At 72.1% G+C, this 22,595-nt stretch carries 29 protein-coding genes; 14 read left to right on the top strand and 15 right to left on the bottom strand.

Annotation, left to right across the window (positions count from 1 at the left end; all coding sequences use genetic code 11):
* Nucleotides 1-25: 25 nt before the first annotated feature.
* A complete protein-coding gene (rsmG, locus tag E4F25_RS08730; RefSeq protein ID WP_140909762.1) occupies nt 26-679 on the bottom strand; it encodes a 16S rRNA (guanine(527)-N(7))-methyltransferase RsmG in 654 nt (217 codons plus the stop codon).
* Nucleotides 672-1,247 (bottom strand): 4'-phosphopantetheinyl transferase family protein, encoded by a 576-nt coding sequence (locus E4F25_RS08725; protein WP_140909761.1) that lies wholly within the window; start codon nt 1,245-1,247, stop codon nt 672-674. Before E4F25_RS08725 ends, rsmG begins: the two co-directional genes overlap by 8 nt.
* 57 nt (nt 1,248-1,304) lie before the next feature.
* Here E4F25_RS08725 and E4F25_RS08720 point away from each other — a divergent pair, with 57 nt between their 5' ends.
* Together E4F25_RS08720 and E4F25_RS08715 are read left to right on the top strand one after the other, a co-directional pair.
* Nucleotides 1,305-2,681 carry an AMP-binding protein gene (locus E4F25_RS08720; RefSeq protein WP_140909760.1) on the top strand — a complete coding sequence of 459 codons (1,377 nt, stop codon included), beginning with the start codon at nt 1,305-1,307 and terminating at the stop codon, nt 2,679-2,681.
* Between the two features lie 134 nt (nt 2,682-2,815).
* A complete protein-coding gene (locus E4F25_RS08715; protein WP_140909759.1) occupies nt 2,816-3,085 on the top strand; it encodes a GlsB/YeaQ/YmgE family stress response membrane protein in 270 nt (89 codons plus the stop codon).
* Between the two features lie 84 nt (nt 3,086-3,169).
* On the opposite strand, the gene xth is transcribed toward E4F25_RS08715, so the two are convergent.
* Nucleotides 3,170-3,943 carry an exodeoxyribonuclease III gene (gene xth / locus E4F25_RS08710; protein WP_140909758.1) on the bottom strand — a complete coding sequence of 258 codons (774 nt, stop codon included), beginning with the start codon at nt 3,941-3,943 and terminating at the stop codon, nt 3,170-3,172.
* 42 nt (nt 3,944-3,985) lie between these two features.
* On the opposite strand from xth, the gene ltaE reads away from it, so the two are divergent.
* A complete protein-coding gene (gene ltaE / locus E4F25_RS08705; RefSeq protein ID WP_140909757.1) occupies nt 3,986-5,017 on the top strand; it encodes a low-specificity L-threonine aldolase in 1,032 nt (343 codons plus the stop codon).
* Nucleotides 5,018-5,040: 23 nt separating this feature from the next.
* Nucleotides 5,041-5,553: a gamma carbonic anhydrase family protein gene (locus tag E4F25_RS08700; protein ID WP_407062828.1), complete on the top strand. Its 513-nt coding sequence runs from the start codon at nt 5,041-5,043 to the stop codon at nt 5,551-5,553.
* Here the strand turns inward: E4F25_RS08700 and aroE are convergent.
* The 3 genes from aroE to E4F25_RS08685 form a co-directional block, all read right to left on the bottom strand.
* Nucleotides 5,550-6,377, bottom strand: a complete 828-nt coding sequence (gene aroE / locus E4F25_RS08695; RefSeq protein ID WP_140909755.1) for a shikimate dehydrogenase — start codon at nt 6,375-6,377, stop codon at nt 5,550-5,552. The two genes, E4F25_RS08700 and aroE, sit on opposite strands and share 4 nt — an antisense overlap.
* Before the next feature lie 67 nt (nt 6,378-6,444).
* A complete protein-coding gene (gene hemB, locus E4F25_RS08690; RefSeq protein ID WP_140909754.1) occupies nt 6,445-7,434 on the bottom strand; it encodes a porphobilinogen synthase in 990 nt (329 codons plus the stop codon).
* Nucleotides 7,435-7,466: 32 nt separating this feature from the next.
* Nucleotides 7,467-8,495 (bottom strand): chorismate transformation FkbO/Hyg5 family protein, encoded by a 1,029-nt coding sequence (locus E4F25_RS08685; RefSeq protein WP_342776929.1) that lies wholly within the window; start codon nt 8,493-8,495, stop codon nt 7,467-7,469.
* A gap of 93 nt (nt 8,496-8,588) precedes the next feature.
* On the opposite strand from E4F25_RS08685, the gene E4F25_RS08680 reads away from it, so the two are divergent.
* From E4F25_RS08680 to E4F25_RS08635, 10 genes are all read left to right on the top strand, one after another.
* Nucleotides 8,589-8,858, top strand: a complete 270-nt coding sequence (locus tag E4F25_RS08680; protein WP_140909753.1) for a phosphopantetheine-binding protein — start codon at nt 8,589-8,591, stop codon at nt 8,856-8,858.
* Nucleotides 8,833-9,522: a COG4648 family protein gene (locus tag E4F25_RS08675; protein WP_140909752.1), complete on the top strand. Its 690-nt coding sequence runs from the start codon at nt 8,833-8,835 to the stop codon at nt 9,520-9,522. The genes E4F25_RS08680 and E4F25_RS08675 overlap by 26 nt, the downstream gene beginning before the upstream one ends.
* Nucleotides 9,519-9,818, top strand: coding sequence for an ApeI family dehydratase (locus E4F25_RS08670; RefSeq protein ID WP_140909751.1), 300 nt, complete (start codon nt 9,519-9,521; stop codon nt 9,816-9,818). The genes E4F25_RS08675 and E4F25_RS08670 overlap by 4 nt, the downstream gene beginning before the upstream one ends.
* Nucleotides 9,815-10,822, top strand: a complete 1,008-nt coding sequence (locus E4F25_RS08665; RefSeq protein ID WP_140909750.1) for an LpxL/LpxP family acyltransferase — start codon at nt 9,815-9,817, stop codon at nt 10,820-10,822. The genes E4F25_RS08670 and E4F25_RS08665 overlap by 4 nt, the downstream gene beginning before the upstream one ends.
* The gene (locus tag E4F25_RS08660) at nt 10,770-11,399 is read left to right on the top strand and encodes a LolA-related protein (protein WP_140909749.1); all 630 of its coding nucleotides are present in this window, start codon (nt 10,770-10,772) and stop codon (nt 11,397-11,399) included. The genes E4F25_RS08665 and E4F25_RS08660 overlap by 53 nt, the downstream gene beginning before the upstream one ends.
* Nucleotides 11,396-13,723: an MMPL family transporter gene (locus E4F25_RS08655; protein WP_140909748.1), complete on the top strand. Its 2,328-nt coding sequence runs from the start codon at nt 11,396-11,398 to the stop codon at nt 13,721-13,723. Before E4F25_RS08660 ends, E4F25_RS08655 begins: the two co-directional genes overlap by 4 nt.
* Nucleotides 13,720-14,157, top strand: a complete 438-nt coding sequence (locus tag E4F25_RS08650) for a hotdog family protein (RefSeq protein ID WP_140909747.1) — start codon at nt 13,720-13,722, stop codon at nt 14,155-14,157. The genes E4F25_RS08655 and E4F25_RS08650 overlap by 4 nt, the downstream gene beginning before the upstream one ends.
* An 82-nt stretch (nt 14,158-14,239) precedes the next feature.
* Nucleotides 14,240-14,758, top strand: coding sequence for a hypothetical protein (locus E4F25_RS11485; RefSeq protein ID WP_181168248.1), 519 nt, complete (start codon nt 14,240-14,242; stop codon nt 14,756-14,758).
* Nucleotides 14,759-15,138: 380 nt separating this feature from the next.
* The gene (gene mnmG / locus E4F25_RS08640) at nt 15,139-17,037 is read left to right on the top strand and encodes a tRNA uridine-5-carboxymethylaminomethyl(34) synthesis enzyme MnmG (RefSeq protein WP_140909746.1); all 1,899 of its coding nucleotides are present in this window, start codon (nt 15,139-15,141) and stop codon (nt 17,035-17,037) included.
* Between the two features lie 129 nt (nt 17,038-17,166).
* Nucleotides 17,167-18,441: a sialidase family protein gene (locus E4F25_RS08635; protein ID WP_140909745.1), complete on the top strand. Its 1,275-nt coding sequence runs from the start codon at nt 17,167-17,169 to the stop codon at nt 18,439-18,441.
* Between the two features lie 56 nt (nt 18,442-18,497).
* Here the strand turns inward: E4F25_RS08635 and E4F25_RS08630 are convergent, their stop codons facing one another.
* The 9 genes from E4F25_RS08630 to E4F25_RS08590 form a co-directional block, all read right to left on the bottom strand.
* Complete coding sequence (locus tag E4F25_RS08630; RefSeq protein WP_140909744.1) at nt 18,498-18,824, bottom strand: DUF6289 family protein; 327 nt, start codon at nt 18,822-18,824, stop codon at nt 18,498-18,500.
* Between the two features lie 74 nt (nt 18,825-18,898).
* Entirely contained in the window at nt 18,899-19,243 is a 345-nt protein-coding gene (locus E4F25_RS08625) for a DMT family protein (RefSeq protein WP_140909743.1), read from the bottom strand.
* Nucleotides 19,244-19,255: 12 nt separating this feature from the next.
* Nucleotides 19,256-19,690 (bottom strand): hypothetical protein, encoded by a 435-nt coding sequence (locus E4F25_RS08620; RefSeq protein ID WP_140909742.1) that lies wholly within the window; start codon nt 19,688-19,690, stop codon nt 19,256-19,258.
* Between the two features lie 51 nt (nt 19,691-19,741).
* Nucleotides 19,742-19,951, bottom strand: a complete 210-nt coding sequence (locus E4F25_RS08615; protein ID WP_140909741.1) for a hypothetical protein — start codon at nt 19,949-19,951, stop codon at nt 19,742-19,744.
* A 51-nt stretch (nt 19,952-20,002) separates the two neighbouring features.
* Nucleotides 20,003-20,449, bottom strand: coding sequence for a pyrimidine dimer DNA glycosylase/endonuclease V (locus E4F25_RS08610; protein ID WP_140909740.1), 447 nt, complete (start codon nt 20,447-20,449; stop codon nt 20,003-20,005).
* Nucleotides 20,450-20,579: 130 nt separating this feature from the next.
* Complete coding sequence (locus E4F25_RS08605; RefSeq protein WP_281283944.1) at nt 20,580-20,873, bottom strand: tautomerase family protein; 294 nt, start codon at nt 20,871-20,873, stop codon at nt 20,580-20,582.
* Between the two features lie 147 nt (nt 20,874-21,020).
* A complete protein-coding gene (locus E4F25_RS08600) occupies nt 21,021-21,371 on the bottom strand; it encodes a tRNA-binding protein (RefSeq protein ID WP_455423387.1) in 351 nt (116 codons plus the stop codon).
* On the bottom strand, nt 21,362-21,901 hold the full coding sequence (locus tag E4F25_RS08595; protein ID WP_140909738.1) for a cold shock domain-containing protein: 540 nt from the start codon (nt 21,899-21,901) through the stop codon (nt 21,362-21,364). Before E4F25_RS08595 ends, E4F25_RS08600 begins: the two co-directional genes overlap by 10 nt.
* 40 nt (nt 21,902-21,941) lie before the next feature.
* Nucleotides 21,942-22,562 (bottom strand): hypothetical protein, encoded by a 621-nt coding sequence (locus tag E4F25_RS08590; protein ID WP_140909737.1) that lies wholly within the window; start codon nt 22,560-22,562, stop codon nt 21,942-21,944.
* Nucleotides 22,563-22,595: the final 33 nt, after the last annotated feature.

The following is a 22,595-nucleotide window of genomic DNA, read 5'->3' as shown; positions in this document are numbered from 1 at the left end:
CGCGCGACGCGGGCCGGACCGGGGATTATGCACTGCCCCGGCCGGCGCGTCCGACCACCACCAGGTGGCGCTCGGCGCCGAGGCCGGGGACCGCGAGCGGGCGCACCTCGCGCAGCGCCCAGCCCGCGGGCAGTGCGGCGATCTCGTCCCCGGGCAGCGCGCCCTTCATCGCCAGCAGCACGCCGTCGGGCTTCAGCAGGTGCCCGCCCAGCTCGAGGATCAGCGGCAGCGTGGCCAGCGCGCGCGCGGTGATCGCGTCGAAGGCGCCGGGCGCGTCGAAGGCCTCGATCCGCGATTCCACCACGCGCGCGTTGCCGAGCCCGAGCGTGCGCAGCGCCTCGCGCATGAAGCGCGCCTTCTTGCCGTTGGACTCCACCAGCGCCACTTGCAGGCGCGGGTAGGCGATCGCCAGCGGGATGCCGGGCAGGCCGGGGCCGGTGCCGAGGTCGGCGAGGCTGCCGCCGCGTGCGGCGATGTCCGCGACGCTGCCGTGCATCGCCAGCGAATCCAGCAGGTGTTTGGCGACCATCCCGCGCGGTTCGCGCACCGCGGTCAGGTTGTAGGTCCGGTTCCACTTCGCCAGCAGCGCCAGGTAGGCCAGCAGCGGCCCGCCGAGCGCGGCATCCAGCCCCAGCGCCGCCAGCCCGGCGGAAAGCTCCCGTTCGATCGCCTCATCCATCCGGGTAATTGTCCGGTTTCCAGGCCAGGGCCGCACGGTATCCGGGATGCGGCACGAACTCCCGCACATGCCACTGCGTCGGATCGCCCAGCGCCGGGTCGGCCTCGACCAGCACCAGGTGGCCGTCGCGCTCGTCGAAGGCCAGCCGGTGCAGGCCGAAGGCCAGGCCGCGCCCGTGGGCCTTGAGCACCGCCTCCTTGGCGGTCCACAGGCGCAGGAACGCGGCCGAACGCGCGGCCCGCTCCTGCGCCTCCAGCCAGGCGGCCTCGCGCTCGTGGAAGAAGCGCCGCGCCAGCTCCAGCGCGCGCGGACGCTCGTGCTCGCGCTCCAGGTCCACGCCGAGCACCATGCGCGGGCCGTGCGCGATCAGCAGGCCGCCGCCGCTGTGGCTCCAGCCGACGTCGGCGCCGTGCGCGGGCGCCAGCCGGGGCCGGCCGTGCGCGTCGCGGGCCAGCGCCACCGCGCCCGGGTCGCAGCCCAGCCGCGCGGCCAGCCAGGCGCGCGCGAGTTCCTCGGCGGGTTGTCCCGGCTGCCAGGGTTGCCAATGCCAGCGTGGCCCGTCGCTCATGCCGCCAGCGTAAAGTAAGCGGGGGAAGAACACCGCGCATGGCGCGGCGGGAACGCCATGTCGGCAGTCGTCCAGGACATCGCCAGCGCATCGCCGGGCCACGCGCTCGCCTTCGGCGAACCGTCGCGGCCGCTGGCGTTCGGCCACGGCATGGCGGTGGACTTGCGCACGTTCGAGCGCCACGTGCGCGGCCTGGCCGCGCTGCTGCCGGACGGCCGCCACGCGATCAACCTGTGCGACGACCGCTACCGCTTCCTGGTCGCGTTCTGCGCCGCCGCGGTGCGCGGGCAGGTAACGCTGCTGCCGCCGTCGCGCGCGCCCGGCGTGATCGCCGCCGAGCTCGCGCGCCACCCCGACAGCCACTGCCTCGGCGACGACGCGCCCGATCCGCTGCCGCCGCGCTACTGGCGCCTCCCGGCACGACTGCCGGAGGCCGACGGCCCCCCGCTGCGGCTCGATCCCGACGCGATCGCCGCGATCGGCTTCACCTCCGGCAGCACCGGCATGCCCAGCGCCAATCCGAAACCCTGGGCCTCGTTCCGCGCCAGCACTGCGCAGAACCTGGCCGCGCTGCGCGACCTGTGGCCCGCCGGCGAGGTCGCGCACGTGGTGGCGACGGTGCCGCCGCAACACATGTACGGCATGGAACTGTCGGTGCTGCTGCCGCTGCTGGGCGAGGCCGCGGTGCACGCCGGCCGCCCGTTCTTCCCGCAGGACATCGTGCGCGCGCTGCACGAGGCGCCCGGCAACCGCTTGCTGGTGACCACCCCGGTGCACCTGCGCGCGCTGGTCGAGGCCTGCGCCGCCGACGCCGGCCTGGCGCCGCCCCCGCTGGCCGGGATCGTGTCCGCGACCGCGCCGATGCCGCCGGAGCTGGCGGCCGCGGCCGAGGCTCGCTTCGGCTGCGAGCTGCGCGAGCTGTTCGGTTCCACCGAGACCTGCGTGATCGCCCACCGCCGCAGCGCCCGCGAGACGGCCTGGACACCCTATCCGGGGGTCTGCCTCCAGCCCCAGCCCGACGGCAGCCTGGTCCACGCCCCGCACCTGCCCGGGCCGGTGGCGCTGGCCGACCTGGTGGAGCTGCACGGGGACGGGCGCTTCCTGCTGCGCGGCCGCAACGCCGACCTGCTCGAGATCGCCGGCAAGCGCGCCTCGCTGGGCGACCTCACCCGCCGCCTGCAGGCCGTCCCGGGGGTCGAGGACGGCGTCGTGTTCCAGCTCGACCGGCCCGGCCCCGGCGGCGTGCGCCGGATCGCCGCGCTGGCGGTGGCGCCGTCGCTGGACGAGGCCGCGATCCGGGCGGCGCTGGCCGAATCGGTGGACCCGGTGTTCCTGCCGAGGCCGCTGAAGCGGGTCCCGGCGCTGCCCCGGAACGCCACCGGCAAGCTGCCGCGGGCCGCGTTGCTGGCCCTGATCGGCGATCCAAGCCACTGATCCTGCAGGGAAATCCGGCTCCTTCGCCTTACTGAATTGCTGACGCGGCCATCACGTCCGGGCGAACAAACTAGCCGTGCCCCGGAATGGGGAGCGGGTCCCCCGGAATCCATGCATAAGGAGAGGTGAACATGATGGGTCTCATCATTTGGCTGATCGTGGGCGGCATCATCGGCTGGCTGGCCAGCATGATCATGAAGACCGACGCGCAGCAGGGCATCCTGCTGAACGTGGTGGTCGGCATCATCGGCGCGCTGATCGGCGGCTGGCTGATCGCACCGCTGATCGGCGGCTCGACCAGTGCCAGCAGCGGGTTCGACATCATGGGATTCATCGCGGCCCTGATCGGCGCGATCATCCTGCTGGCGATCGTCAACCTGTTCCGTCGCGGCCGCGTGCGCTGAACGCAGCCCTGGCGGTCCCCCGGAGCCCGGCCGCAGTGCCGGGCTTCGTGTTGTAGGAGCGGCGCTGGCGCCGCGACCCCCTCCTCACCCCAACTCCAGCTCCGTCCACACCGGCGCATGGTCGCTCGGCCGCTCCCAGGTCCGCGGGTCGAGATCGATCCCGCCGCCCGTGCAGCGCGGTCGCAGCGCCTCCGAGACCAGCAGCAGGTCGATGCGCAGGCCCCAGCCGCGCTGGAACGCCGCCAGCCGGTAGTCCCACCAGGAGTGGTGCCCCGGCCCCTGGTGGTGCAGCCGGAAACTGTCGTGCAGCCCGAGCGCGGTGATCCGCGCCAGCGCCTCGCGCTCGGTGGTCGAGCACATGATCTTCTCGTGCCAGCGCTTGGGGTCGTGCACGTCGTCGTCGGTCGGCGCGATGTTGAAGTCGCCCAGCACCACCAACTTGTCGTGCCGCGACAGCTCTTCCTCGAGCAGCCGGGTCGCGGCCTCCAGCCAGCGCAGCTTGTAGGCGAACTTCTCGCTGCCCACCGCCTGCCCGTTGACCACGTAGAAGTTGACGATACGCACGCCGTTCACGGTCGCCGCGATCACCCGCTTCTGCGGGTCCTCGAAGCCGGGAATTCCGTCGCGCACGTCCTCGATCGCGTGCCCGCGCGCGAGGATCGCGACGCCGTTGTAGGTCTTCTGCCCGGAGAACACGCTGCGGTAACCGTGGCCGGCGAGCACCGCGTCCGGGAATTTCAGGTCCTCGAGCTTGGTCTCCTGCAGCCCCACCACGTCCGGCTTCGCTTCGGCGAGCCACTGTTCCAGGTGCGGAAGCCGCACGTTCAATGAGTTGACGTTCCAGCTGGCGATCTTCATGGACCGAAGTGTGGCCCGCGCGCCGGCGCATTACCATGGGGCATGGCCGGAACGAGCCCCGACTGGATCGACCTGCGCAGCGACACGGTGACCCGCCCGGACGCGGCGATGCGCGCGGCGATGGCGGCCGCCGAGGTCGGCGACGACGTCTACGGCGACGATCCCACGGTCAACGCGCTGCAGGCGCGGCTGGCGCGGGACCTCGGCTTCGAGGCCGGCCTGTTCCTACCCAGCGGCACGCAGTCGAACCTGGTCGCGCTGATGGCGCACTGCGCGCGCGGCGACGAGTACATCGTCGGCATGGATGCGCACACCTACAAGTACGAGGGCGGCGGCGCGGCGGTGCTGGGATCGATCCAGCCGCAGCCGATCCCGCAGGCGGTGGACGGTACGCTGCCGCTGGATGCGGTGGAACGCGCGATCAAGCCGGTCGACCCGCATTTCGCGCGCACGCGGCTGCTGTGCCTGGAGAACACCTGGCACGGCCGACCGCTGCCGCTGGACTACCTGGCGCGGGCGCGCGCGCTGTGCGGCCGCCACGGGCTTGGCATGCACCTGGACGGGGCGCGGCTGTACAACGCCGCGGTCGCCGACGGCGTACCGGCGCGCGAGATCGCGCGGCACTTCGACAGCGTCTCGGTGTGCCTCTCGAAGGGACTCGGCGCGCCGGTGGGTTCGGTGCTGGTCGGCAGCGACGCGCTGGTCTCGGTGGCGCGGCGCTGGCGCAAGGTCACCGGCGGCGGCATGCGCCAGGCCGGCCTGCTCGCCGCGGCCGGGCTCCATGCGCTGGACCACAACGTCGAACGCCTCGCCGAGGACCACGCCCGCGCCGCGTGCCTGGCCAAGGCACTGGCGACGCTGCCCGATGTCGCCAACGTCGAACAGCACACCAACATGGTCTTCGTCGACGTCCCGCCCGCCACCCTCCCGCGCCTGCGCGAACGCGCCGAATCCCACCGCGTCCGCCTCTCCATAGGAGACACCCCCCGCCTCCGCCTCGTCCTCCACCTCGACGTCCCCGACGACGCCCTCGACCGCGTCGTCGCCGTTTTCTCCCGGGAGCCGCGCCAGTGAACGTTCGTCCGTACCGTGATGTGATGCCGACGCTCGGGGAGCGGGTGTACGTGGATCCGATGGCGACTGTGGTGGGCGACGTGGTGCTCGGGGACGACGTGTCGCTGTGGCCGGGGACGGTCGTGCGCGGCGACGTGAACTTCGTCCGCATCGGCGCACGCAGCAACGTCCAGGACGGCACCGTCATCCACGTCAGCCACGACGGCCCGCACGCCAAGCTCGGCGGCTTCGCCACGGTCATCGGCGAGGACGTCACCATCGGCCACAAGGCGATCATCCACGCCTGCCGGATCGCCGACGCCTGCCTGGTCGGCATGGGCGCGATCGTGCTCGACGGCGCGGTGGTGGAGAAGCACGGCTTCGTCGCCGCCGGCGCGCTGGTGACCCCGGGCAAGGTCGTCGGCAGCGGCGAGATGTGGCTCGGCAATCCCGCGCGCAAGGTGCGCATGCTCAGCGACGCCGAGATCGAGGCGCTGTACTACAGCGCCGGCCACTACGTGCGACTGAAGGACGAGTACCTGGCCGCCGGCGCCTAGTCCGCCGACACCAGCGACAGCGACTCGCCCGCGAGCTCGGCGTACACCGGCCCGGTGTCCGGGCGCACGCCGTGCCACAGGCGGAAGCTCTCCGCGGCCTGCTCGACCAGCATTCCCAGCCCGTCCAGCGCCTCGTGCGCGCCGGCCGCGCGCGCCCAGGCCAGGAACGGGATCGCCGCCTCGCCGTAGTTCAGGTCCACCGCGGTCGTGCGCGGCCCGCACAGCGACATCGGCAGCGACGGGAAATCCGTGCTGCGCGCGGCCGAGGTCGCGTTGACGATCAGGTCGAACTCGCCGAGCGACCCGAGGTCCTCGAAGTTGCGCGGGTGCACGCGGCCCGGCTCGCCGAGCGCGTCGGCCAGGGCGTCGGTGCGCCCGGGCGTGCGGTTGACGATGAACAGGTCGCCGATGCCGGCGTCGAGCAGCGCCGGCGCAACGCCGCGGGCGCCGCCGCCGGCGCCCAGCAGCAGCGTGCGCCGGCCGCGCAGGTCGAGCCGGCGGCGCCCGGTCAGGTCGCGCACCAGGCCGTCGCCGTCGGTGTTGTCGCCGTGCCAGCCGTCGGCGGTGCGGATCAGCGTGTTGACCACGCCGGCGCGCCGCGCGCGCTCGCCGAGCGACGCGCACAACGCGGCGGCGACTTCCTTGTGCGGCAGGGTCACGCTGGCGCCGTCGCCCTCGAAGGCGCTGAGCGCGGCGGCGAAGTCCTCGGCCTGGATCGCGACGTAGTCCATGTCCACCCCAGCCTGCCGCGCGAACGCAGCATGGATGCGCGGCGACAGCGAATGGGCGATCGGGTTGCCGAAGACGGCGTAGTGCTTGGGCATTGGGGCCTCCTTCACTGTGGGAGCGGCCCTTGGCCGCGATCGCGCGCAAGGCGCGCTCCCACATGCTCTACAGTTCTTTCAGCCAGCGTGCCGCGTCGAGCGCGAAGTAGGTGAGAACGCCGTCGGCGCCGGCGCGCTTGATGCTGGCCAGGGCCTCCAGCGTGCACGCGCGCTCGTCGAGCCAGCCGTTGGCGTACGCGGCCTTGAGCATCGCGTACTCGCCGCTGACCTGGTAGACGAAGGTCGGCACGCCGAACTCGTCCTTCACCCGGCGCACGATGTCGAGGTAGGGCATGCCCGGCTTCACCATCACCATGTCGGCGCCCTCGTCGAGGTCGGCGGCGACTTCGCGCAGCGCCTCGTCGGCGTTGGCCGGGTCCATCTGGTAGGTCTTCTTGTCGGCCTTGCCGAGCGCGCCGGCCGAGCCGACCGCGTCGCGGAACGGGCCGTAGAACGCGGAGGCGTACTTGGCACTGTAGGCGAGGATGCGGGTGTGGATGTGCCCGTCCATCTCCAGCGCCGCGCGGATCGCGCCGACGCGGCCGTCCATCATGTCGCTCGGCGCAACCACGTCGGCACCGGCGCGCGCGTGCGACAGCGCCTGCTTCACGAGCACCTCGACGGTCTCGTCGTTGAGCACGTAGCCGGTGTCGTCGAGCAGGCCGTCCTGGCCGTGCGCGGTGTAGGGGTCGAGGGCGACGTCGGTGATGACGCCGAGCTCCGGGAAGCGCATCTTGAGGGCGCGCACCGCGCGCTGCACCAGGCCCTCGTCGTCGAACGCGGCGGCGGCGTCGAGCGACTTGGCCCCGGGCGCGGTCACCGGGAACAGCGCCAGCGCCGGGATGCGCAGCGTGGCGGCCTGCTCGGCCACCTTCAGCAGCTCGTCGATCGAGACCCGCTCGATCCCGGGCATCGAGGGCACCGCGGCGCGCCCTTCCAGCTCGTGGACGAAGACCGGGAAGATCAGGTCGTCGGGGGTGAGGACGGTCTCGCGCATCAGCCGGCGCGAGAAGTCGTCGCGGCGCATGCGGCGCGGGCGGGTGTAGGGGTAGCTCATGCGGCCATGTTACGCCGCTCCTGCAGGTCAGGTCAGAGGCCGTGGACGCCGTCGATCTCGACCGCGAGGTCGCGGCGGCAGATGGCGGCGTGCAGCAGGAAGTGCGGGACGCGGCCGCCGAAGCGGGCCTGCAGGGCCTCGGCGACGGCGTCCATGTCGCCGCGGTCGCGCACGTAGACCTTGAGCCGGGTGCCCCCGCCGAAGCGCGCCGGCAGCGCGGGCTGGCGCTCGCGCGCGGCCCCGAGCAGGGCGTCGAAGTTGGCGAGGGTCTCCTCGAGCTGGGCCATCAGCGCGCCGGCGTGCAGGGTGGCGTGCCCAACCACGCTGGCCGTGCCGGACAGCAGCAGCGGGGTACGGTCGGCGGTGGGCGGCAGCATCGCGCGCGCGAAGCTCGGCGGCTGCGGACCGTATTCGCGCGGGTAGCGGTAGGCGCTGACCTGGCGCGGGTTCTCCAGCGGCGTGCCCGGGGCGGCCGCGGCCAGCCAGTACACCTGCAGCACGCGGGCCTGGTCGCAGCGGCCGATCGCGGTCGCCGCCGGCAGCCGTTCCGGCGCGAAGTCGCCGAGTCCGCGCGCGCGGCCGATGCAGAACTGGCGATAGCGCTCGTGGTCGCCCTCGCCGTGCGTGATCGCGTCCAGGTAGTTCCAGATGCGCAGCAGGTGCGGGGTGTCGCTGGCCTGGATGAAGGCGGTCAGGCGGGCGTAGGCGTGGGCCGCGGCGGCGACGATGCCGGTCGGGTCGTCGTCGCCGGCGAGCGCGCGCTCGTCCACCTCGATCACGCCGAAGGAGAGCGCGCCGTCGGAGGCCCAGGCGATGTCGCCGTCGCGGCCGCTGCGCACCGGGCGGCCGGTGCGCCAGACCTCGTACGGGGCCGCGCCGCGGTGCGGCTGCAGCGGGATGCGGAGGTAGCGCGGGTCCTCAAGCGCGGCCGGCGCGGCGTCGCCGAACCCGAACACCGCGAGCACATCGCCGGGCGCCAGCAGGCCTTCCGGGCCGGGCGCGGCGACGTAGTCGACGCTGAGCGCCTGCGCGGCTGGGAGGCGGGTGGCGGCTGCGGGCATCGTGGCTCGTGTGGCATGCCGTGGCGGCAGGGGGAGGCCATGATAGCGGCGCTGGTTTAACCTGTTGCCAATTCCTTTCGACGGACCGTCCCGATGAGCGCGCAATCCGACGCCGAGCGCGAGCTGGCGCAACTGCTGGTGGAAAGCCTGAACCTGGAGGACGTGGCGCCGGAATCGATCGATCCGGAGGCGCCGCTGTTCAACGCCGGCCTCGGCCTGGACTCGATCGACGCGCTGGAGCTCGCACTCGCCATCAGCAAGCGCTATGGCTTCCAGCTGCGCTCGGACGACGACCAGAACCGCCGGATCTTCGCCTCGCTGCGCGCGCTGTCGGCGCATGTCCAGCAGCACAAGGCCGCCTGAGGCGGCCGGCGAGGACGCCGGCGAGCGACGCCTCTGGCGACTGCGGATCGGGCTGGTCGCCGCGTACCTGCTGCTCGCGCACCTGGCCAGCGCCGGGGACGACCCGCGCTGGGCGGCACTGGCGTTGTTCGACATCGCGCTGCTGGTGCTGCTGCGCCCGCTGCTGCAGCCGCGGGCGCTGGCCTGGCTGCTGCTCGCCGCGCTCGGCGCCGCGCTCTGGTGGCTGGCCGGGACCGCGCACGTGTGGCCGCTGCTGCTGGCGGTCCCGGTCGCGTTCGTGGCCTTCGTCGGCTTCGGCTTCGCGCGCACGCTGCGCGCCGGCAGCGTGCCGCTGGTGACGCGGATCGTGGCCGCGCTCGACGGCGTGCCCGCCGACGCGCTCGAGCCCGGGGTGCGCGACTACGCCCGCCGGGTGACGCTGGCCTGGGCGGTGCTGCTGTTCGCGCTGGCGTTGTTCGACCTGGCGATGGCGCTGCTGGCCTCGCGCGTGCAGTGGTCGTGGCTGGCCAACATCGGCGACTACGTGGTCATCGGCGGCTTCATGCTCGCCGAGTTCGCCTGGCGCAAGCACCGCTTCCCGGGCCGGCACCGCAGCTTCCTCGATTTCCTGCGGCGGATGGCCGCGCTCGGCCCCGGGTTCTGGCGTACGGTGGCGGCCCCATGAAGTTCACCGTCGCGCACGACCACCCGTCCCTGCCCGGGCATTTCCCCGGTGCGCCGATCGTGCCCGGGGTGGTGCTGCTGGAACGGGTGCTGCAGGCCATCGAACTCGCGTCTGGCGCGCCGATCGCCCCGTTGCGGTTGCCGCGGGTGAAGTTCCTGCGCCCCTTGCTGCCCGGCGAGACCGCCGAGGTGGAAGTGGAGGCGCTCGCGCCGACGCGCGACGGTGCGCGTCGCTGGCAGTTCCGCGTGCTGCGCGGCGACGAGGTCCTGGCCACCGGCGAGATGGCGGCGCCATGAGCACGCAGGGCACGCAGTGGAAGGAGCGCCCGGAGGGCGGCGGCTGGTTCGCGATCTGGCTGATCCGGACGATCGGGCGTTACGGCGGCCGCGGGGTGGCGCGCCTGCTGCTGTACCCGATCACGCTGTACTTCCTGCTCCGGCGCGGCCCGGAGCGTCGCGCTTCGCTGGCGTGGCTGTCGGCGGCCACCGGGCGGCGCGCGTCGTGGCTCGGCGTGGCGCGCCACATCCACTGCTTCGCCTCGACCATCCTCGACCGCGTGTTCCTGCTGTCCGGCGAGACCGACCGCTTCGCGATCCGCACCAGCGGGGTGGAGGCCCTGCACCGGTACCTGGACGCTGGCCGCGGCGTGCTCCTGTTCGGCTCCCACCTGGGCAGCTTCGAGGTGCTGCGCGCGCTGGCGCGCGAGCGGCCGCAGTCGCGGCTGCGCGTGGTGCTCGACCAGGGCCACAACCCGGCGATGACGCAGCTCCTGGACGCGCTCAACCCGGAGATCGCCGCCAACGTCATCGACGCCGGCCAGCCCGGGCCGGCGCTGATGCTGCAGATCCACGACGCCATCGCCGCCGGCGAGATGGTGGCGTTGCTGGTGGACCGCGTGCAGCCGGGCGAGCCTGGCCTGGCGGTGCCGTTCTTCGGCCGTCCCGCGCCGTTCCCGCTGGCACCGTGGCAGCTCGCGACCGTGCTCGGCGCGCCGGTGGTGCTCGCGTTCGGCCTGTACCGGGGCGGCAACCGCTACGATCTGGTGTTCGAATCCTTCAGCGAGGGCGAGCAGGTGCCGCGGCCCCGGCGCAGGGCGCGGATCGCGGCGCTCATCGCCGGTTACGCCACGCGGCTGGAGCATCATGCACGCAGCGCCCCCTACAACTGGTTCAACTTCTATGACTACTGGCCGGACAACGCCGAAGCCACGCGGCACGACGCGACGGACGTCGCCGCTGCTGGCGACGATGCTGCTGCTGGCGGCGGGCTTCGCCGGCGCGCCCCTGCACGCCGCGCCTGACACGATCGAGGCGGACTGGATCCTGGCGCGGCTGGCGCGGCCGGTACCCAGCGAGACCCCGTTCGTCGAGCTGCGCGACTCGCGCCTGCTCAAGGCGCCGCTGCGCGTGAGCGGCGTGTACCGCCGCCCGGACGCCGCGACCCTGGTGCGCGAGGTGCGCGCGCCGTATGCCGAGACCACCACCATCCACGCCGGCGAGGCCGTGATCGAGCGCGCCGGGCAGTCGCCGCGCAGGTTCTCGCTGGCGCGGGTGCCGGAACTGGCCGGGCTGCAGGCGACCTTCGGCGCGCTGCTCTCCGGCGACGCGTCCCGGCTGCGGCGCCAGTACGAGGTCCGCAGCGAGGGCAGCCGCGAACACTGGCAGCTTCACCTCGAGCCGAGGAACCCCGCGCTCGCAAAGCGCGTCGAGCAGATCGTGCTGCACGGTCGCGGCGCGGAACTGCGCTGCATCGAGAGCCGCCCAGCCGGCGACGGCGCGATCCAGCGCACCCTGCTCGCCGGCGCCGCGCAAAGCGCCACCAGGGTGTCGTCGGCCAAGGCCCTGGCGGCGCTGTGCAGCGGTGACGCGAACGGATGAGCGCGCGCACCCGGCTCGCCCTCGCGCTCCTGTGGCTGGCGCTGCTGCTGCTCGCCGGCTGGTGGCTGGGCCGGCACCTGCAGCTCTCGGGCGACCTGCGCCGGTTCATGCCGGACCCGGAGACGCCGGCGCAGAAGCTGCTGATCGACGAGCTCGGCGAAGGCCCGGGATCGCGCCTGCTGCTGGTCGCGCTGTCGGGTGAGGCGCCGGCGACGCTGGCGCAGCAGTCCGAGGCGCTGCGCGAACGGCTCGCCGCCGAACCGGCGTTCGAGCTGGTCGCCAACGGCCGCGAAACCGGCCTCGACGCGGTTCCCGACCGCCTGCGCCCCTACCGCTACCTGCTGTCGGACACGCTCGACGCCACCACCTTCGACGCCGCCTACCTGGCGCAGCAGTTCGACAGCCGCGTGCAGGACCTGGGCTCGCCCGCGGCGCCGCTGATCGAACCGCTGGTCGCCGCCGATCCGACCCTGGAGACGCTCAAGCTCGCCGAGGCCTGGCAGCCGGTGGACGCGCCGCAACGCCTGTACGGCGTGTGGTTCGACCGCGCCGGAAGCCGCGCGCTGCTGCTGGCGCAGACCCACGCCGCCGGCTTCGACCACGCCGGGCAGGAACAGGCGATGGACGCGTTGCGCGCGGCCTTCGACGCCGTGCGCGGCGACACCGGCACCGTGATGCAGGCGACCGGCCCCGGCGCGTTCTCGGTCGAGATCGGCAACCGCACGCGCGAGGAAGCCGGCTGGATCGGCAGCGTGGACACGCTGTCGCTGGTGCTGCTGCTGTGGTTCGCCTACCGGAGCTGGAAGGCACCGCTGCTGGGCGTGCTGCCGCTGGCGTCGGCGGGCCTGGCCGGCCTCGGCGCGGTCGCGCTGCTGTTCGACGGCGTGCATGGCATCACCGTGGCCTTCGGCTTCACCCTGATCGGCGTGGTCCAGGATTACCCGATCCATCTCTTCAGCCAGCAGCGCGCGGGCGTGTCGCCATTCGGCACCGCGCGCCGCATCTGGCCGACGCTCGCGACCGGCGTCGCCAGCACCTGCATCGCCTACCTGACCTTCCTCGTGTCCGGCGTGGACGGCCTGCAACAGCTCGCGGTGTTCACCATCAGCGCGCTTGCGGCGGCGGCGATCTCGACGCGCTGGCTGCTGCCGGCGCTGATGGACCCGGTGCCGGCGCGCGACGCCGCCAGCTCGCACGCGCTCGCGAAGCTCTGGCACCGGATCTCGAAGCTGCCGCGTCCGCGCGCCGCGCTGGGCGTGCTTGCTGTCATCGCACTCGCGGTGGTGGCGCTGGCCCCAGGCCCGTTCTGGGAGAACGACCTGTCGCGGCTGACGCCGGTGCCGCCGGACGCGCTGCGCCTGGACGCGCAACTGCGCACCGAACTCGGCGCGCCCGACGTGCGCTACGTGATCGCGCTGCAGGCACCGGACGCCGAGGCCGCGCTGCGCGGCGCCGAACGCCTGCAGCCGGTGCTCGACGCGCTGGTTGCCGCCGGCGCGATCACCAGCTACGACAGTCCAGCGCGCTACCTGCCGAGCGCGCGCACGCAGCAGGCGCGCCAGGCGCGGCTGCCCGAGCCGCACGCGCTGCGCCGCGAGCTCGACGCCGCGCTCGCCGACAGCCCGTTCCGCCGGAGCGCGTTCGAACCCTTCGCCGCCGACGTCGAGACCGCGCGCACCGCGGCGCCGCTGCGCCCCGCCGACCTCGAGGGCACGCCGCTGGCAACACGCGTGGACGGCCTGCTGTTGCAGCGCGCGGATGGCGCTACCGCGCTGGTGGCGCTCGGCGGCCTCACCCAGCCGCAGGCCGTGGCCACCACCGCGCGCGCCAACGGCGCCCAGCTGCTCGACCTGAAGCAGGCCTCCGAATCGCTGGTCGCCGCCTACCGCGACCGGGTGCTGCTGGCGCTGGCCGGCGCCGCCGTTCTGTTGGTGCTGACGGTGCTGCTGGCGCTGCGCTCGTGGCGGCGCACGCTGCTGGTGCTGGCGCCGATGGCGCTGGCGACGCTGGTGATCCTGGCGGTGCTGCGCGGGCTCGGCGTCGAACTCAACCTGTTCCACCTGGTGTCGCTGGTGCTGGCCGCCGGCCTCGGCCTGGACTACGCGCTGTTCTTCGAACACGCCGGCGACGCGCGCGACGAGCAGCTGCGCACGCTGCACGCGGTGATCGTGTGCAGCATCACCACGCTGCTGGTGTTCTCGCTGCTGGCGCTGTCCTCGATCCCGGTGCTGCGCGCGATCGGCAGCACCGTGGCCATCGGCGTCGCCGCCAACTTCGTGCTCGCGCTGCTGGTCGCGCGGCAACCGGCGGTGGCGCGCCCATGAGCCGCACCGCGACCCGCGCCGAGATCCTCGCGCTGGTGCCGCACGCCGGCGCGATGTGCCTGTGGGACGCGGTGCTGGACTGGAGCGACGACGGCGTGCTGCTCGAGACGCACGGCCATCGCGATCCCGCGCATCCGCTGCGCCACGACGGCCGCCTGCACGCGGTGCACCTGTGCGAGTACGGCGCGCAGGCGATGGCGGTGCACGGCGGCCTGCGCGCACGCGCGTCCGGCGGCACGGCGCCCCCCGGCATGCTGGTGGCATTGCGCGGCATCGAGATCGCGCCGGCGCGCATCGACGACCTGCCCGATGCACTGCGCTGCGAGGCCACGCTGGTGGCGGAGGACGCCGGCGGCTGCCAGTATGGATTCCGCATCCTGCATCGCGGCGATTGCATCGCAAGCGGCCGTGCGACGGTGATGCCGTTCAGCTAACGGAACGGGATTCCGGCGGGGTTAAGCACCGATTCAATGCCCCGGGCCGATGCTGGCTCCATCACATCAGGGGGACAAACCCATGATCCGCAAGCTGATTCTCCCCGCCCTCGCAGTCCTGCTGCTGGCAGGCTGCGTGACCGGCTACACCCATCGCACGGCGCCTGGCGATTACTACTACGGCTCGCCGTCGACGGTTTATCGCGACTACTACTACGGCGGCTACTACCCGTACTACGGGCGCTACTACTCGCCGTACTCGGTGCACGGCTACTACCGCTACGGCTACCGCTCCCCGTACTACTACTACGGCCGCTACCCCGGCTACCCGCATTCGCCGCGCCCGGGCAACGACGGCGGCAACGACGGCGGTCACCAGAAGCCGGACCGCGCGACCCCGCCGTGGCGCGACCTCGGCCAGGTCACCGAGCGCCGCCAGCAGGCCCAGGGCCCGCGGCGTGCGGAGGTCCGGCAGCGCCCGGTGCCGCAGATCCAGCGCACGGCCCCGCGCCCGCGCGCGGACTACCGTGGCTCCGCAATGTCGAAAATGATCCGGCGCGCGCACTCGAAGGGAGACGGCGGTCGCACTATCGAGGAGTGAGCGGCCTTGCGCCGTGGGCCGGGGTGGCGGAAGCTAGCGCCCGTACCTGACCCAATGCGTCGCTTTTAGACCCGGGCGGGTGTATCGCGTCAATGTCGACACCCGGCGGGACATCACGGATCCCCCCTGTTCCGCTTTCCTGCCGGGTGTCGGCGCCTTCTTCCAGCGGACTGGATCCCGGAAAAAGATCAGGGGCCGGCGCCTCCCCAGGCACCGGCCCCCTTGCTTCCCCCCTTTCGCTTCCCCGCCGTGCGCCTGGCCGGCCCTGTTCCATCCCGGCTATCGCGCTCCCCCAATGCTGCGCTGGCCACGGCGGGTGCACGGGAAGTTACGCAGGAACCGTGCCAACCCCGGCCAGCGGCGCGCGATAATCCCCACCCATGGGCACCCACAGCTTCCAGCGCCAAGCTTTTGGCCGCCACGACGTGATCGTGGTCGGCGGCGGCCATGCCGGGACCGAGGCCGCGCTGGCCGCGGCCCGCGCCGGCGCGCGCACGCTGCTGCTCACCCACAACATCGAGACCGTCGGGGCCATGAGCTGCAACCCGGCGATCGGCGGCATCGGCAAGGGCCACCTGGTCAAGGAGATCGACGCCCTCGGCGGGATCATGGCGCGCGCCGCCGATGCCGCCGGCATCCAGTGGCGCCGGCTCAACGCCTCCAAGGGCCCGGCCGTGCGCGCGACCCGCTGCCAGGCCGACCGCGCGCTGTACCGCGCCTTCATCCGGCGCGCGGTCGAGGCGCAGGACAACCTGGTGATCTTCCAGGCCGCCGTGGACGACCTCATCATCGAAGGCGACCGCGTCCTCGGCGCGATCACCAACACCGGCCTGCGCTTCGAGGCGCCGGCGGTGGTGCTGACCGCCGGTACCTTCCTCGCCGGCAAGATCCACGTGGGCGAGACCCAGTACGCCGCCGGCCGCATGGGCGACGCGCCCGCGGCCACGCTGGCGGCAAAACTGCGCGAGCGCCCGTTCGTGGTGGACCGTCTCAAGACCGGCACGCCGCCGCGCATCGACGGCCGCACCCTCGACTACTCGGTGATGGAGCGCCAGCCCGGCGACGACCCGCGCCCGGTGTTCTCGTTCATGGGCGCGCGCGACGACCATCCGCGCCAGGTGGACTGCTGGATCACCCACACCAGCGAGCGCACCCACGAGATCATCCGCAACGCGCTGCACCGCTCGCCGCTGTATTCCGGCCAGATCGAGGGCATCGGCCCGCGCTATTGCCCGTCCATCGAGGACAAGGTGGTGCGCTTCGCCGAGAAGGCCTCGCACCAGGTGTTCGTCGAGCCCGAGGGGCTGGACGTCTCCGAGATCTATCCCAACGGCATCTCGACCTCGCTGCCGTTCGACGTGCAGCTCGAACTGGTGCACTCGATCCGCGGCTTCGAGGACGCCCACGTCACCCGCCCCGGCTACGCGATCGAGTACGACTTCTTCGACCCGCGCGGACTCAAGGCCTCGCTCGAGACCAAGGCGGTGTCCGGACTGTTCTTCGCCGGCCAGATCAACGGCACCACCGGCTACGAGGAAGCGGCCGCGCAGGGCCTGGTCGCCGGCCTCAACGCCGCGCGCTTCGTGCAGGAACGCGAGGCGTGGTCGCCGCGCCGCGACCAGGCCTACATCGGCGTGCTGATCGACGACCTCGTCACCCAGGGCACCACCGAGCCGTATCGCATGTTCACCTCGCGCGCCGAGTACCGCCTGCAGCTGCGCGAGGACAACGCCGACCTGCGCCTGACCGGCATCGGACGGGAACTGGGATTGGTGGACGACGCCCGCTTCGCCGCGTTCGAGCGCAAGCGCGAGGCGATCGAGCGCGAGAACGCGCGCCTCGGCGCATTGTGGGCCGCACCGAACAACACGCTCGGCCGCGAGGTCACCGAAAGGCTCGGCCTGCCGCTGTCGCGCGAAACCAACGTGCTCGACCTGCTGCGCCGCCCGGAACTCGACTACGCCACGCTGCTGTCGCTGCCGTCGCTGGCGCCGGCCGTCGACGACCCGACCGTCGCCGAGCAGGTCGAGATCGGCGCCAAGTATTCCGGCTACCTCGAGCGCCAGCGCGAGGAGATCGCACGCCGCCAGCGCCACGAGGACACCGCCATTCCGGCGGGCTTCGACTACGCCGGCGTGCGCGGCCTGTCGGCGGAAGTCCGCCAGAAGCTCGAACGCGTGCGCCCGGAGACCCTTGGCCAGGCCCAGCGGATCCCCGGCATGACACCCGCCGCGATCTCGCTGCTGCTGGTCCACCTCGCCCGCGCCCGCGCCGCCTGACCGTCCTGTGGGAGCGCGCCTTGCGCGCGATCTGCCACCCGATCGCGCGCAAGGCGCGCTCCCACAAAGCGCCGCTCCTACAATAGGGGCCTGCTTTCCCGGGACCTGTCCATGCGCAAGCCTGCCCTAGTGCTTCCCCTCGTCCTCGCCCTCGCCGCTTGCGGCGGACCGGACGACCCGGCCGTGGTCGGCGACGTCGACCCCACCGCCGCCTACGAAGTCCACGCCTGGCCGCTGCCGGCGACCGAGGGCTCGGCGCAGCCGGACATGGCGATGACCGCGGACGGCCGCCTGCTGCTGAGCTGGATCAGCAGCATCCCCGGCCGCCGCAACGCGCTGCAGTTCGTCTCGCTGTCCACCAACGGCCGCTGGCAGAGCGCGCCGCGCACCATCGCCGTCGGCGAGACCCTGGCTGCCAACTGGGCCAACATTCCGCACATCACCGCCACCCCGGACGGTACGCTGTGGGTGCACTGGCTGCAGCGCATCGGCGAGGGCTACGCCGCCGACATCGCGCTCAGCCGCTCCACCGACGCCGGCTTCAACTGGAGCCCGCCGGTGCTCGTCAACGACGACGGCACCGCCACCGAACACGGCTTCGCCTCGCTCTGGAGCACCGGCAACGGCGCGCTCGGCATCGCCTGGCTCGACGGCCGCGCCAATGCCACGGACGCGGATGCCACCGCGCACCAGCACGCCGCCAAGGCGCACGAGCACGGCGGCCGCGGCACCCAGGTGCGCGCAGCGGTGTTCGACGCCAACCTGGAACGCAGCGGCGAGCAGGTCGTGGATCCGTTGGCCTGCGATTGCTGCCAGACGGCGGTGGCGATGACCGCAAGGGGCCCGGTGCTGTTCTACCGCGACCGGACCGACGACGAAATCCGCGACATCGTCGCGACCCGCCTCACCGATGGCACCTGGAGCGAGCCGAAGCCGGTGCACGCCGACGGCTGGAAGATCGAGGGTTGTCCGGTGAACGGCCCGTCGGCCGCCGCCGACGGCAACAACGTCGTCGTCGCCTGGTACACCGGCGCCAACGACACACCGACCGTGCTGGCGGCGCGCAGCGGCGACGCCGGCGACAGCTTCTACCCGCCGGTGGTTCTCGAGCAGGGCCGTCCGGTGCTCGGCCGGGTCGCGGTCGCGGTGGACGCGCACCAGGCCTGGCTGCTGTGGATCCGCGAGGACGCCAACGGCCAGTCGCTGTGGCTGTCGCGGCGCAGCCCGGACCTGCAGCGGGAGTACCAGCGCCTGCAGGTCGCGGAACTGCAAGGGCGCGGCAACGCCACCGGCTTCCCGAAGATCGTGCTCCGCGGCAGCGCCGCGCACATCGTCTGGACCGACGTCGCGGACGGCACCCCGCGCCTGCACGGCGCCATTGTCAACCCCACCCAAGGTTCCTAGCAAAAATGGAACGAGGCGCCTGATGCGCCTCGCTCCGGGAACGACCGGCGTTCCTGTTACAGCTTGATGATCCCGTGGCAGAAGGGAGGGATGCACGGGAACGGCAGGTCGCCACCGCCGCCGCCACCATCACCACCGCCGGTGCTGCACGAGAAGGTGGTGGTCACCGACTGGTCCGTCACGATGCCCCAACGAATGATCGGACCCTGGCAAGGCGCATTGAAGCCGCCGACAACGTCGCCATTCGCGTCGAAGTACGTGATCTCCGTCTCTTGGGGCCGCGAGATGATTGCAGACGCCGCGAAGCTGCAGGTCACCAGCGTCGCCACGATCAGGTAGTAGAACCATTTCTTCCGCGTCATATCGGTCTCCTTGCCCTCCATGGGCGATCCGATACTACGGCTGGTAGCAACGCGGGAAGATTCCGCTACCGCTGGTCACTTCACCTGTGGGTAAGTCATTGCGCCCTGAAGATGAAGTACACCGCGCCCAGCATGCACAGGCCCGCCCACAGATAGTCGAGCTTCAGCGGCTCCTTCATGTAGTACACCGCGAACGGCACGAACACCGTCAGCGTGATCACTTCCTGCAGGATCTTGAGCTGGCCGAGCGACATCACGCCGTAGCCGATGCGGTTGGCGGGCACCTGCAGCATGTACTCGAAGAAGGCGATGCCCCAGCTCGCCAGCGCGGCCACGAACCAGGGCTTCGAGTCGAGTTCCTTGAGGTGCGCGTACCAGGCGAACGTCATGAAGACGTTGCTCAGCGCCAGGAGCACTACGGTCAGCCCGATCTCGCGCATGGAGGTGTTGGCTCAGATCCACCCGTGCCGGCGTGCGTAGCGCGCGAACCACAGCAGGAACACGCCGAACAGCACGATCACGATCGGGAACGGCAGCGCCTCGCCCGCGCCGAGCAGGCCGATGGCGTCCATCCCGAACAGGATGTAGCCGAACTGGACCACCACCGCGAGCAGCGACAGCAGGAACAGCGTGGTCACCCAGCGCCTGCGCAGCAGCAGGCCGATCGCGCCCGCGAACGCGCTGAACACCGCCAGTCCGTAGAGCACGAACACCCATTGCGGCCGCGCCGCGTAGAGCTGCTGCTGCGCCGGCGACATCTCCGCAAGCGCCGCCGGATCGAGCATCAGGTCCATGGTCCAGGCCACCACGCCGAGCAGCGTCCACAGCAGCGCGATGACGGTCGCCGCCCAGTACCACCAAGGCGGACGCGCGGGCGGCAGGGTCATGTCAATGCTCATCTCAGCTGCTCGCGGTCCCCGGTCGCCATGCGGGTGTCCTCAGGTCGCGTGGGCCGCAGGGCGCCAACCCAGGACGCGGGCCGGCAGGTAGAGCAGCGCCTTCAGCAAGGCGAACAGCGCGCCGAAGGTGATCCCCACCAGCCGGAACGGCAGCGAGACCAGCCAGACCACCGGCCACAGCACCAGTGCCAGCAAGGCCAGCGGCCAGCACAGGACCAGGAGCACGCACCAGAGCAGGAAACCCATCATGGAGCGGAGTATAGGACGCCCGGGGGCCGGCACAACCTCCGCGCGCACCGGTCACCGGCGGCCGGCGGCGGGGCGCTCCCATGCCTCGGGGAGGTTGCCGGGACAGCGGCGGAACAGGGGGTGGGTCTCGAGCCGGTCCCCGGTGTCCAGTGCGGCGAGAAGCGCGGGGTTGCGCCGTTCCAGTTTCTGCCGGAGGTGCTCGCGTTCGAACGCGAGTTGCCCGGTCGCGACCGCGATGCCCTCCACCGCGCGCACCAGTCCCAGCTTGCCGCGATCGAACCGGTACCCGCGTCGCATCGCCTCGGCATGGACAGCCGCCAGGTAGGCGTTGATCGCGAGACGGGGGTGCGGATGCGCGCGGAATCGCTCGAGTTGCGGGTGGTGCAGGTAGCCCCGGGTTTCCCCGCGCAACACGGCCCGCGCGAGCAGCGCCTCGCGCCACAGGGCCACCAGTCCCTGCGGATCGAGGTAACGTGGGTGCAGGGACCAGAGGCGCATGCTGCGATCGCGCGGACCGCGTCAGCCGCGGATCGCGGCCGCGATCGCGCTCTTTGCCGGCTTGGCCATCGGCCTCCTCCTCGCGTCCCGTGTCGCCGCAGGCTACGGCCGGTTCGGGGCCGGCAACAAGTCAGCCTTCCCCCGGACGCCCGCCCTGCGCCCGCTTCCAGTCGTCGGTGAGCATGCCGGCGAAGCCCCAGTCCTCCTCCGCGATCTCCTGGATCACGACATGGGTGTGTTCCGGCTTCTTGCCCAGGATCCCGACGAGCGCGCCCGTGATCTCTTCGACGAGCCGGGCCTTCTGTTCGCGCGTCGCGCCCTTGGTGATCTGCAGGTTTACGTATGGCATTGGATGGTTTCTCTTTGCTTGCCCGCATTGTAGGACGGGGCGTTGGAGCCCCGATGTCTGGCAGGCCTCCAGCACGTTGCCGTCGACGTCCCGGAACTGGAAGTACCCGACGCCATCCGCATGGACCAGGTCTCCCACACGAACTCCCCTGCGCTGCCACAGGGTCAAGCTGGCGCCTCGTGAGAGCGGGAGAACGACCAAGCCTTCCGTGGCGTCGGCAGCCTAAAGCAGTCGCGTCCCCAGCGGCACCGGGCGGTCCGGGACGCACAGGGCGACCTCTCCGCGCTCGTTGTGGAACCCCGTCACCAGGCATTCCGACATCAGCGGGCCGATCTGCTTGCGCGGGAAGTTCACCACTCCCACCACCAGCCGCCCGACCAGGTCCTCGGGGCGGTACAGGTCGGTGATCTGGGCGCTGGACTTGCGCACCCCCAGCTCCGGCCCGAAGTCCACGTGCAGCACGTAGGCCGGCTTGCGCGCCTGCGCGAAGACCTCGGCGCTGACAACCTTGCCGACGCGCAACTCGACCTTGAGGAAGTCGTCGAAGGTGATGGTGTCCATGGTCAGTTGCACCACTGCCGTTCGCACGGCTCGCCGTCGCCATTGCCGTCCATCTTCGTGTTCGGGCAATGCTGGAGGAAGAACCGGGCTTCCGCGCAGGAAGTCATCTGCGAGCACATGGTGCGGCCGTCGCAACTGAACCGCGGCGATGGTGCGGGCGAGGCCGCTACCGCCGGTACGGCGACGGGTTCGGGGTCGTCCTGGGTGTATCCGGTGAAGGCATAGACCCCGATGGCCGCCACCGCGAGCAGGGCGAACACCGTGCCCACCAGGCTCCCTGCCCGGCTGCCGCGCTCTCCGGAGTGCTTGCGCCGGCCCGCTGCCCCTGCGGACCGCCCCGGCCGCATCACCCGCACCGCGCGCAGCTTTCCGTCGGGGCCGGCTTCCGTCTCGAACGACAACAGCTCGCCCACGGCCGGGCGCACGCCGTCGCGCGGGAAGGCCGACGCGTGCACGAAGAGTTCCGCCCCGCCCTGCGCGGGCGCGATGAATCCGAACCCGCGATCGTCGTTCCACTTCGCCAGCGTTCCATGCGTGCGCATCGGCAGATCCTTCTACGGGGTCACGCCCGCAAGAATACGCTCAGGGCGTGCTCCAGGTGACCTTGCCGGAGGCGTCCAGCACCTCGATGCGCGCCTCGCCGGCCTGGTCGACGCGCAGGCGGATGCGGTCGCGGCCCTGCGGATCGGCGAGCAGGATCTCGGCGTCCTCGTTGTGGTTCTGGATCGCGATGCGGCGCTGCACGACCTTGCTCGCGGCGATCACGTCCAGCTCCGCGGGCGGCCGCGAGTTGATCTGCAAGGCCGCGAGCGCGTCGCCGTCCGGACTGACGCGCGTCACCAGCCCGAGCGCGTCGTAGTTGGGATAGTCGAAGGCCAGCGCCGAGACCTTGCCGGCGTCCACGTCGGTGATCGCAAGGCCCCCGACCTCATTGCCCTCTTGGTCGTAGAAGATGATGCCCGCCGGGCTCACCGCGCGCGGGTACTCCTTGCCATCCAGGCGCGGCAGCGGCATGCGCTCGGTGTTGGCGATGACCAGACGCGCGACGCCGGACGGGTCCACGATGTCGATGCGCTCGGCGGTGACCACCTTGCCATCGGGTGACTTCGCGCCCGTCAGCGCCACCACCGCGAGCGCCACCGTCGCCGCGACCGCATAGAACTTCAGCAAGCGCACATCGCGCGCCAGCTTGGCTGCATCCACCTGCGTCATCTCCGGCCCTCTTTCCGTGGGCCG

The organism is Cognatiluteimonas lumbrici (genome assembly GCF_006476065.1).
Lineage (GTDB): Bacteria > Pseudomonadota > Gammaproteobacteria > Xanthomonadales > Xanthomonadaceae > Cognatiluteimonas > Cognatiluteimonas lumbrici.
This window is presented reverse-complemented; position numbering and strand designations above follow the sequence as displayed.

Excerpts from the sequence above, each read along its gene's own strand:
- E4F25_RS08715 (WP_140909759.1), top strand. The coding sequence starts at position 2,816 with ATGGGTCTCATCATTTGGCTGATCGTGGGCGGCATCATCGGCTGGCTG.
- E4F25_RS08655 (WP_140909748.1), top strand. The coding sequence starts at position 11,396 with ATGAGCGCGCGCACCCGGCTCGCCCTCGCGCTCCTGTGGCTGGCGCTG.
- E4F25_RS08670 (WP_140909751.1), top strand. The coding sequence starts at position 9,519 with ATGAAGTTCACCGTCGCGCACGACCACCCGTCCCTGCCCGGGCATTTC.
- E4F25_RS08630 (WP_140909744.1), bottom strand. The coding sequence starts at position 18,824 with ATGGAGGGCAAGGAGACCGATATGACGCGGAAGAAATGGTTCTACTAC.
- E4F25_RS08675 (WP_140909752.1), top strand. The coding sequence starts at position 8,833 with ATGTCCAGCAGCACAAGGCCGCCTGAGGCGGCCGGCGAGGACGCCGGC.
- E4F25_RS08650 (WP_140909747.1), top strand. The coding sequence starts at position 13,720 with ATGAGCCGCACCGCGACCCGCGCCGAGATCCTCGCGCTGGTGCCGCAC.
- aroE (WP_140909755.1), bottom strand. The coding sequence starts at position 6,377 with ATGCCCAAGCACTACGCCGTCTTCGGCAACCCGATCGCCCATTCGCTG.
- E4F25_RS08625 (WP_140909743.1), bottom strand. The coding sequence starts at position 19,243 with ATGCGCGAGATCGGGCTGACCGTAGTGCTCCTGGCGCTGAGCAACGTC.
- E4F25_RS08595 (WP_140909738.1), bottom strand. The coding sequence starts at position 21,901 with ATGCGCACGCATGGAACGCTGGCGAAGTGGAACGACGATCGCGGGTTC.
- mnmG (WP_140909746.1), top strand. The coding sequence starts at position 15,139 with ATGGGCACCCACAGCTTCCAGCGCCAAGCTTTTGGCCGCCACGACGTG.
- E4F25_RS11485 (WP_181168248.1), top strand. The coding sequence starts at position 14,240 with ATGATCCGCAAGCTGATTCTCCCCGCCCTCGCAGTCCTGCTGCTGGCA.
- hemB (WP_140909754.1), bottom strand. The coding sequence starts at position 7,434 with ATGAGCTACCCCTACACCCGCCCGCGCCGCATGCGCCGCGACGACTTC.
- E4F25_RS08620 (WP_140909742.1), bottom strand. The coding sequence starts at position 19,690 with ATGACCCTGCCGCCCGCGCGTCCGCCTTGGTGGTACTGGGCGGCGACC.
- E4F25_RS08720 (WP_140909760.1), top strand. The coding sequence starts at position 1,305 with ATGTCGGCAGTCGTCCAGGACATCGCCAGCGCATCGCCGGGCCACGCG.
- E4F25_RS08665 (WP_140909750.1), top strand. The coding sequence starts at position 9,815 with ATGAGCACGCAGGGCACGCAGTGGAAGGAGCGCCCGGAGGGCGGCGGC.
- E4F25_RS08685 (WP_342776929.1), bottom strand. The coding sequence starts at position 8,495 with ATGCCCGCAGCCGCCACCCGCCTCCCAGCCGCGCAGGCGCTCAGCGTC.
- E4F25_RS08660 (WP_140909749.1), top strand. The coding sequence starts at position 10,770 with ATGCTGCTGCTGGCGGCGGGCTTCGCCGGCGCGCCCCTGCACGCCGCG.
- E4F25_RS08615 (WP_140909741.1), bottom strand. The coding sequence starts at position 19,951 with ATGATGGGTTTCCTGCTCTGGTGCGTGCTCCTGGTCCTGTGCTGGCCG.
- ltaE (WP_140909757.1), top strand. The coding sequence starts at position 3,986 with ATGGCCGGAACGAGCCCCGACTGGATCGACCTGCGCAGCGACACGGTG.
- E4F25_RS08610 (WP_140909740.1), bottom strand. The coding sequence starts at position 20,449 with ATGCGCCTCTGGTCCCTGCACCCACGTTACCTCGATCCGCAGGGACTG.
- rsmG (WP_140909762.1), bottom strand. The coding sequence starts at position 679 with ATGGATGAGGCGATCGAACGGGAGCTTTCCGCCGGGCTGGCGGCGCTG.
- E4F25_RS08680 (WP_140909753.1), top strand. The coding sequence starts at position 8,589 with ATGAGCGCGCAATCCGACGCCGAGCGCGAGCTGGCGCAACTGCTGGTG.
- E4F25_RS08700 (WP_407062828.1), top strand. The coding sequence starts at position 5,041 with ATGCCGACGCTCGGGGAGCGGGTGTACGTGGATCCGATGGCGACTGTG.
- xth (WP_140909758.1), bottom strand. The coding sequence starts at position 3,943 with ATGAAGATCGCCAGCTGGAACGTCAACTCATTGAACGTGCGGCTTCCG.
- E4F25_RS08725 (WP_140909761.1), bottom strand. The coding sequence starts at position 1,247 with ATGAGCGACGGGCCACGCTGGCATTGGCAACCCTGGCAGCCGGGACAA.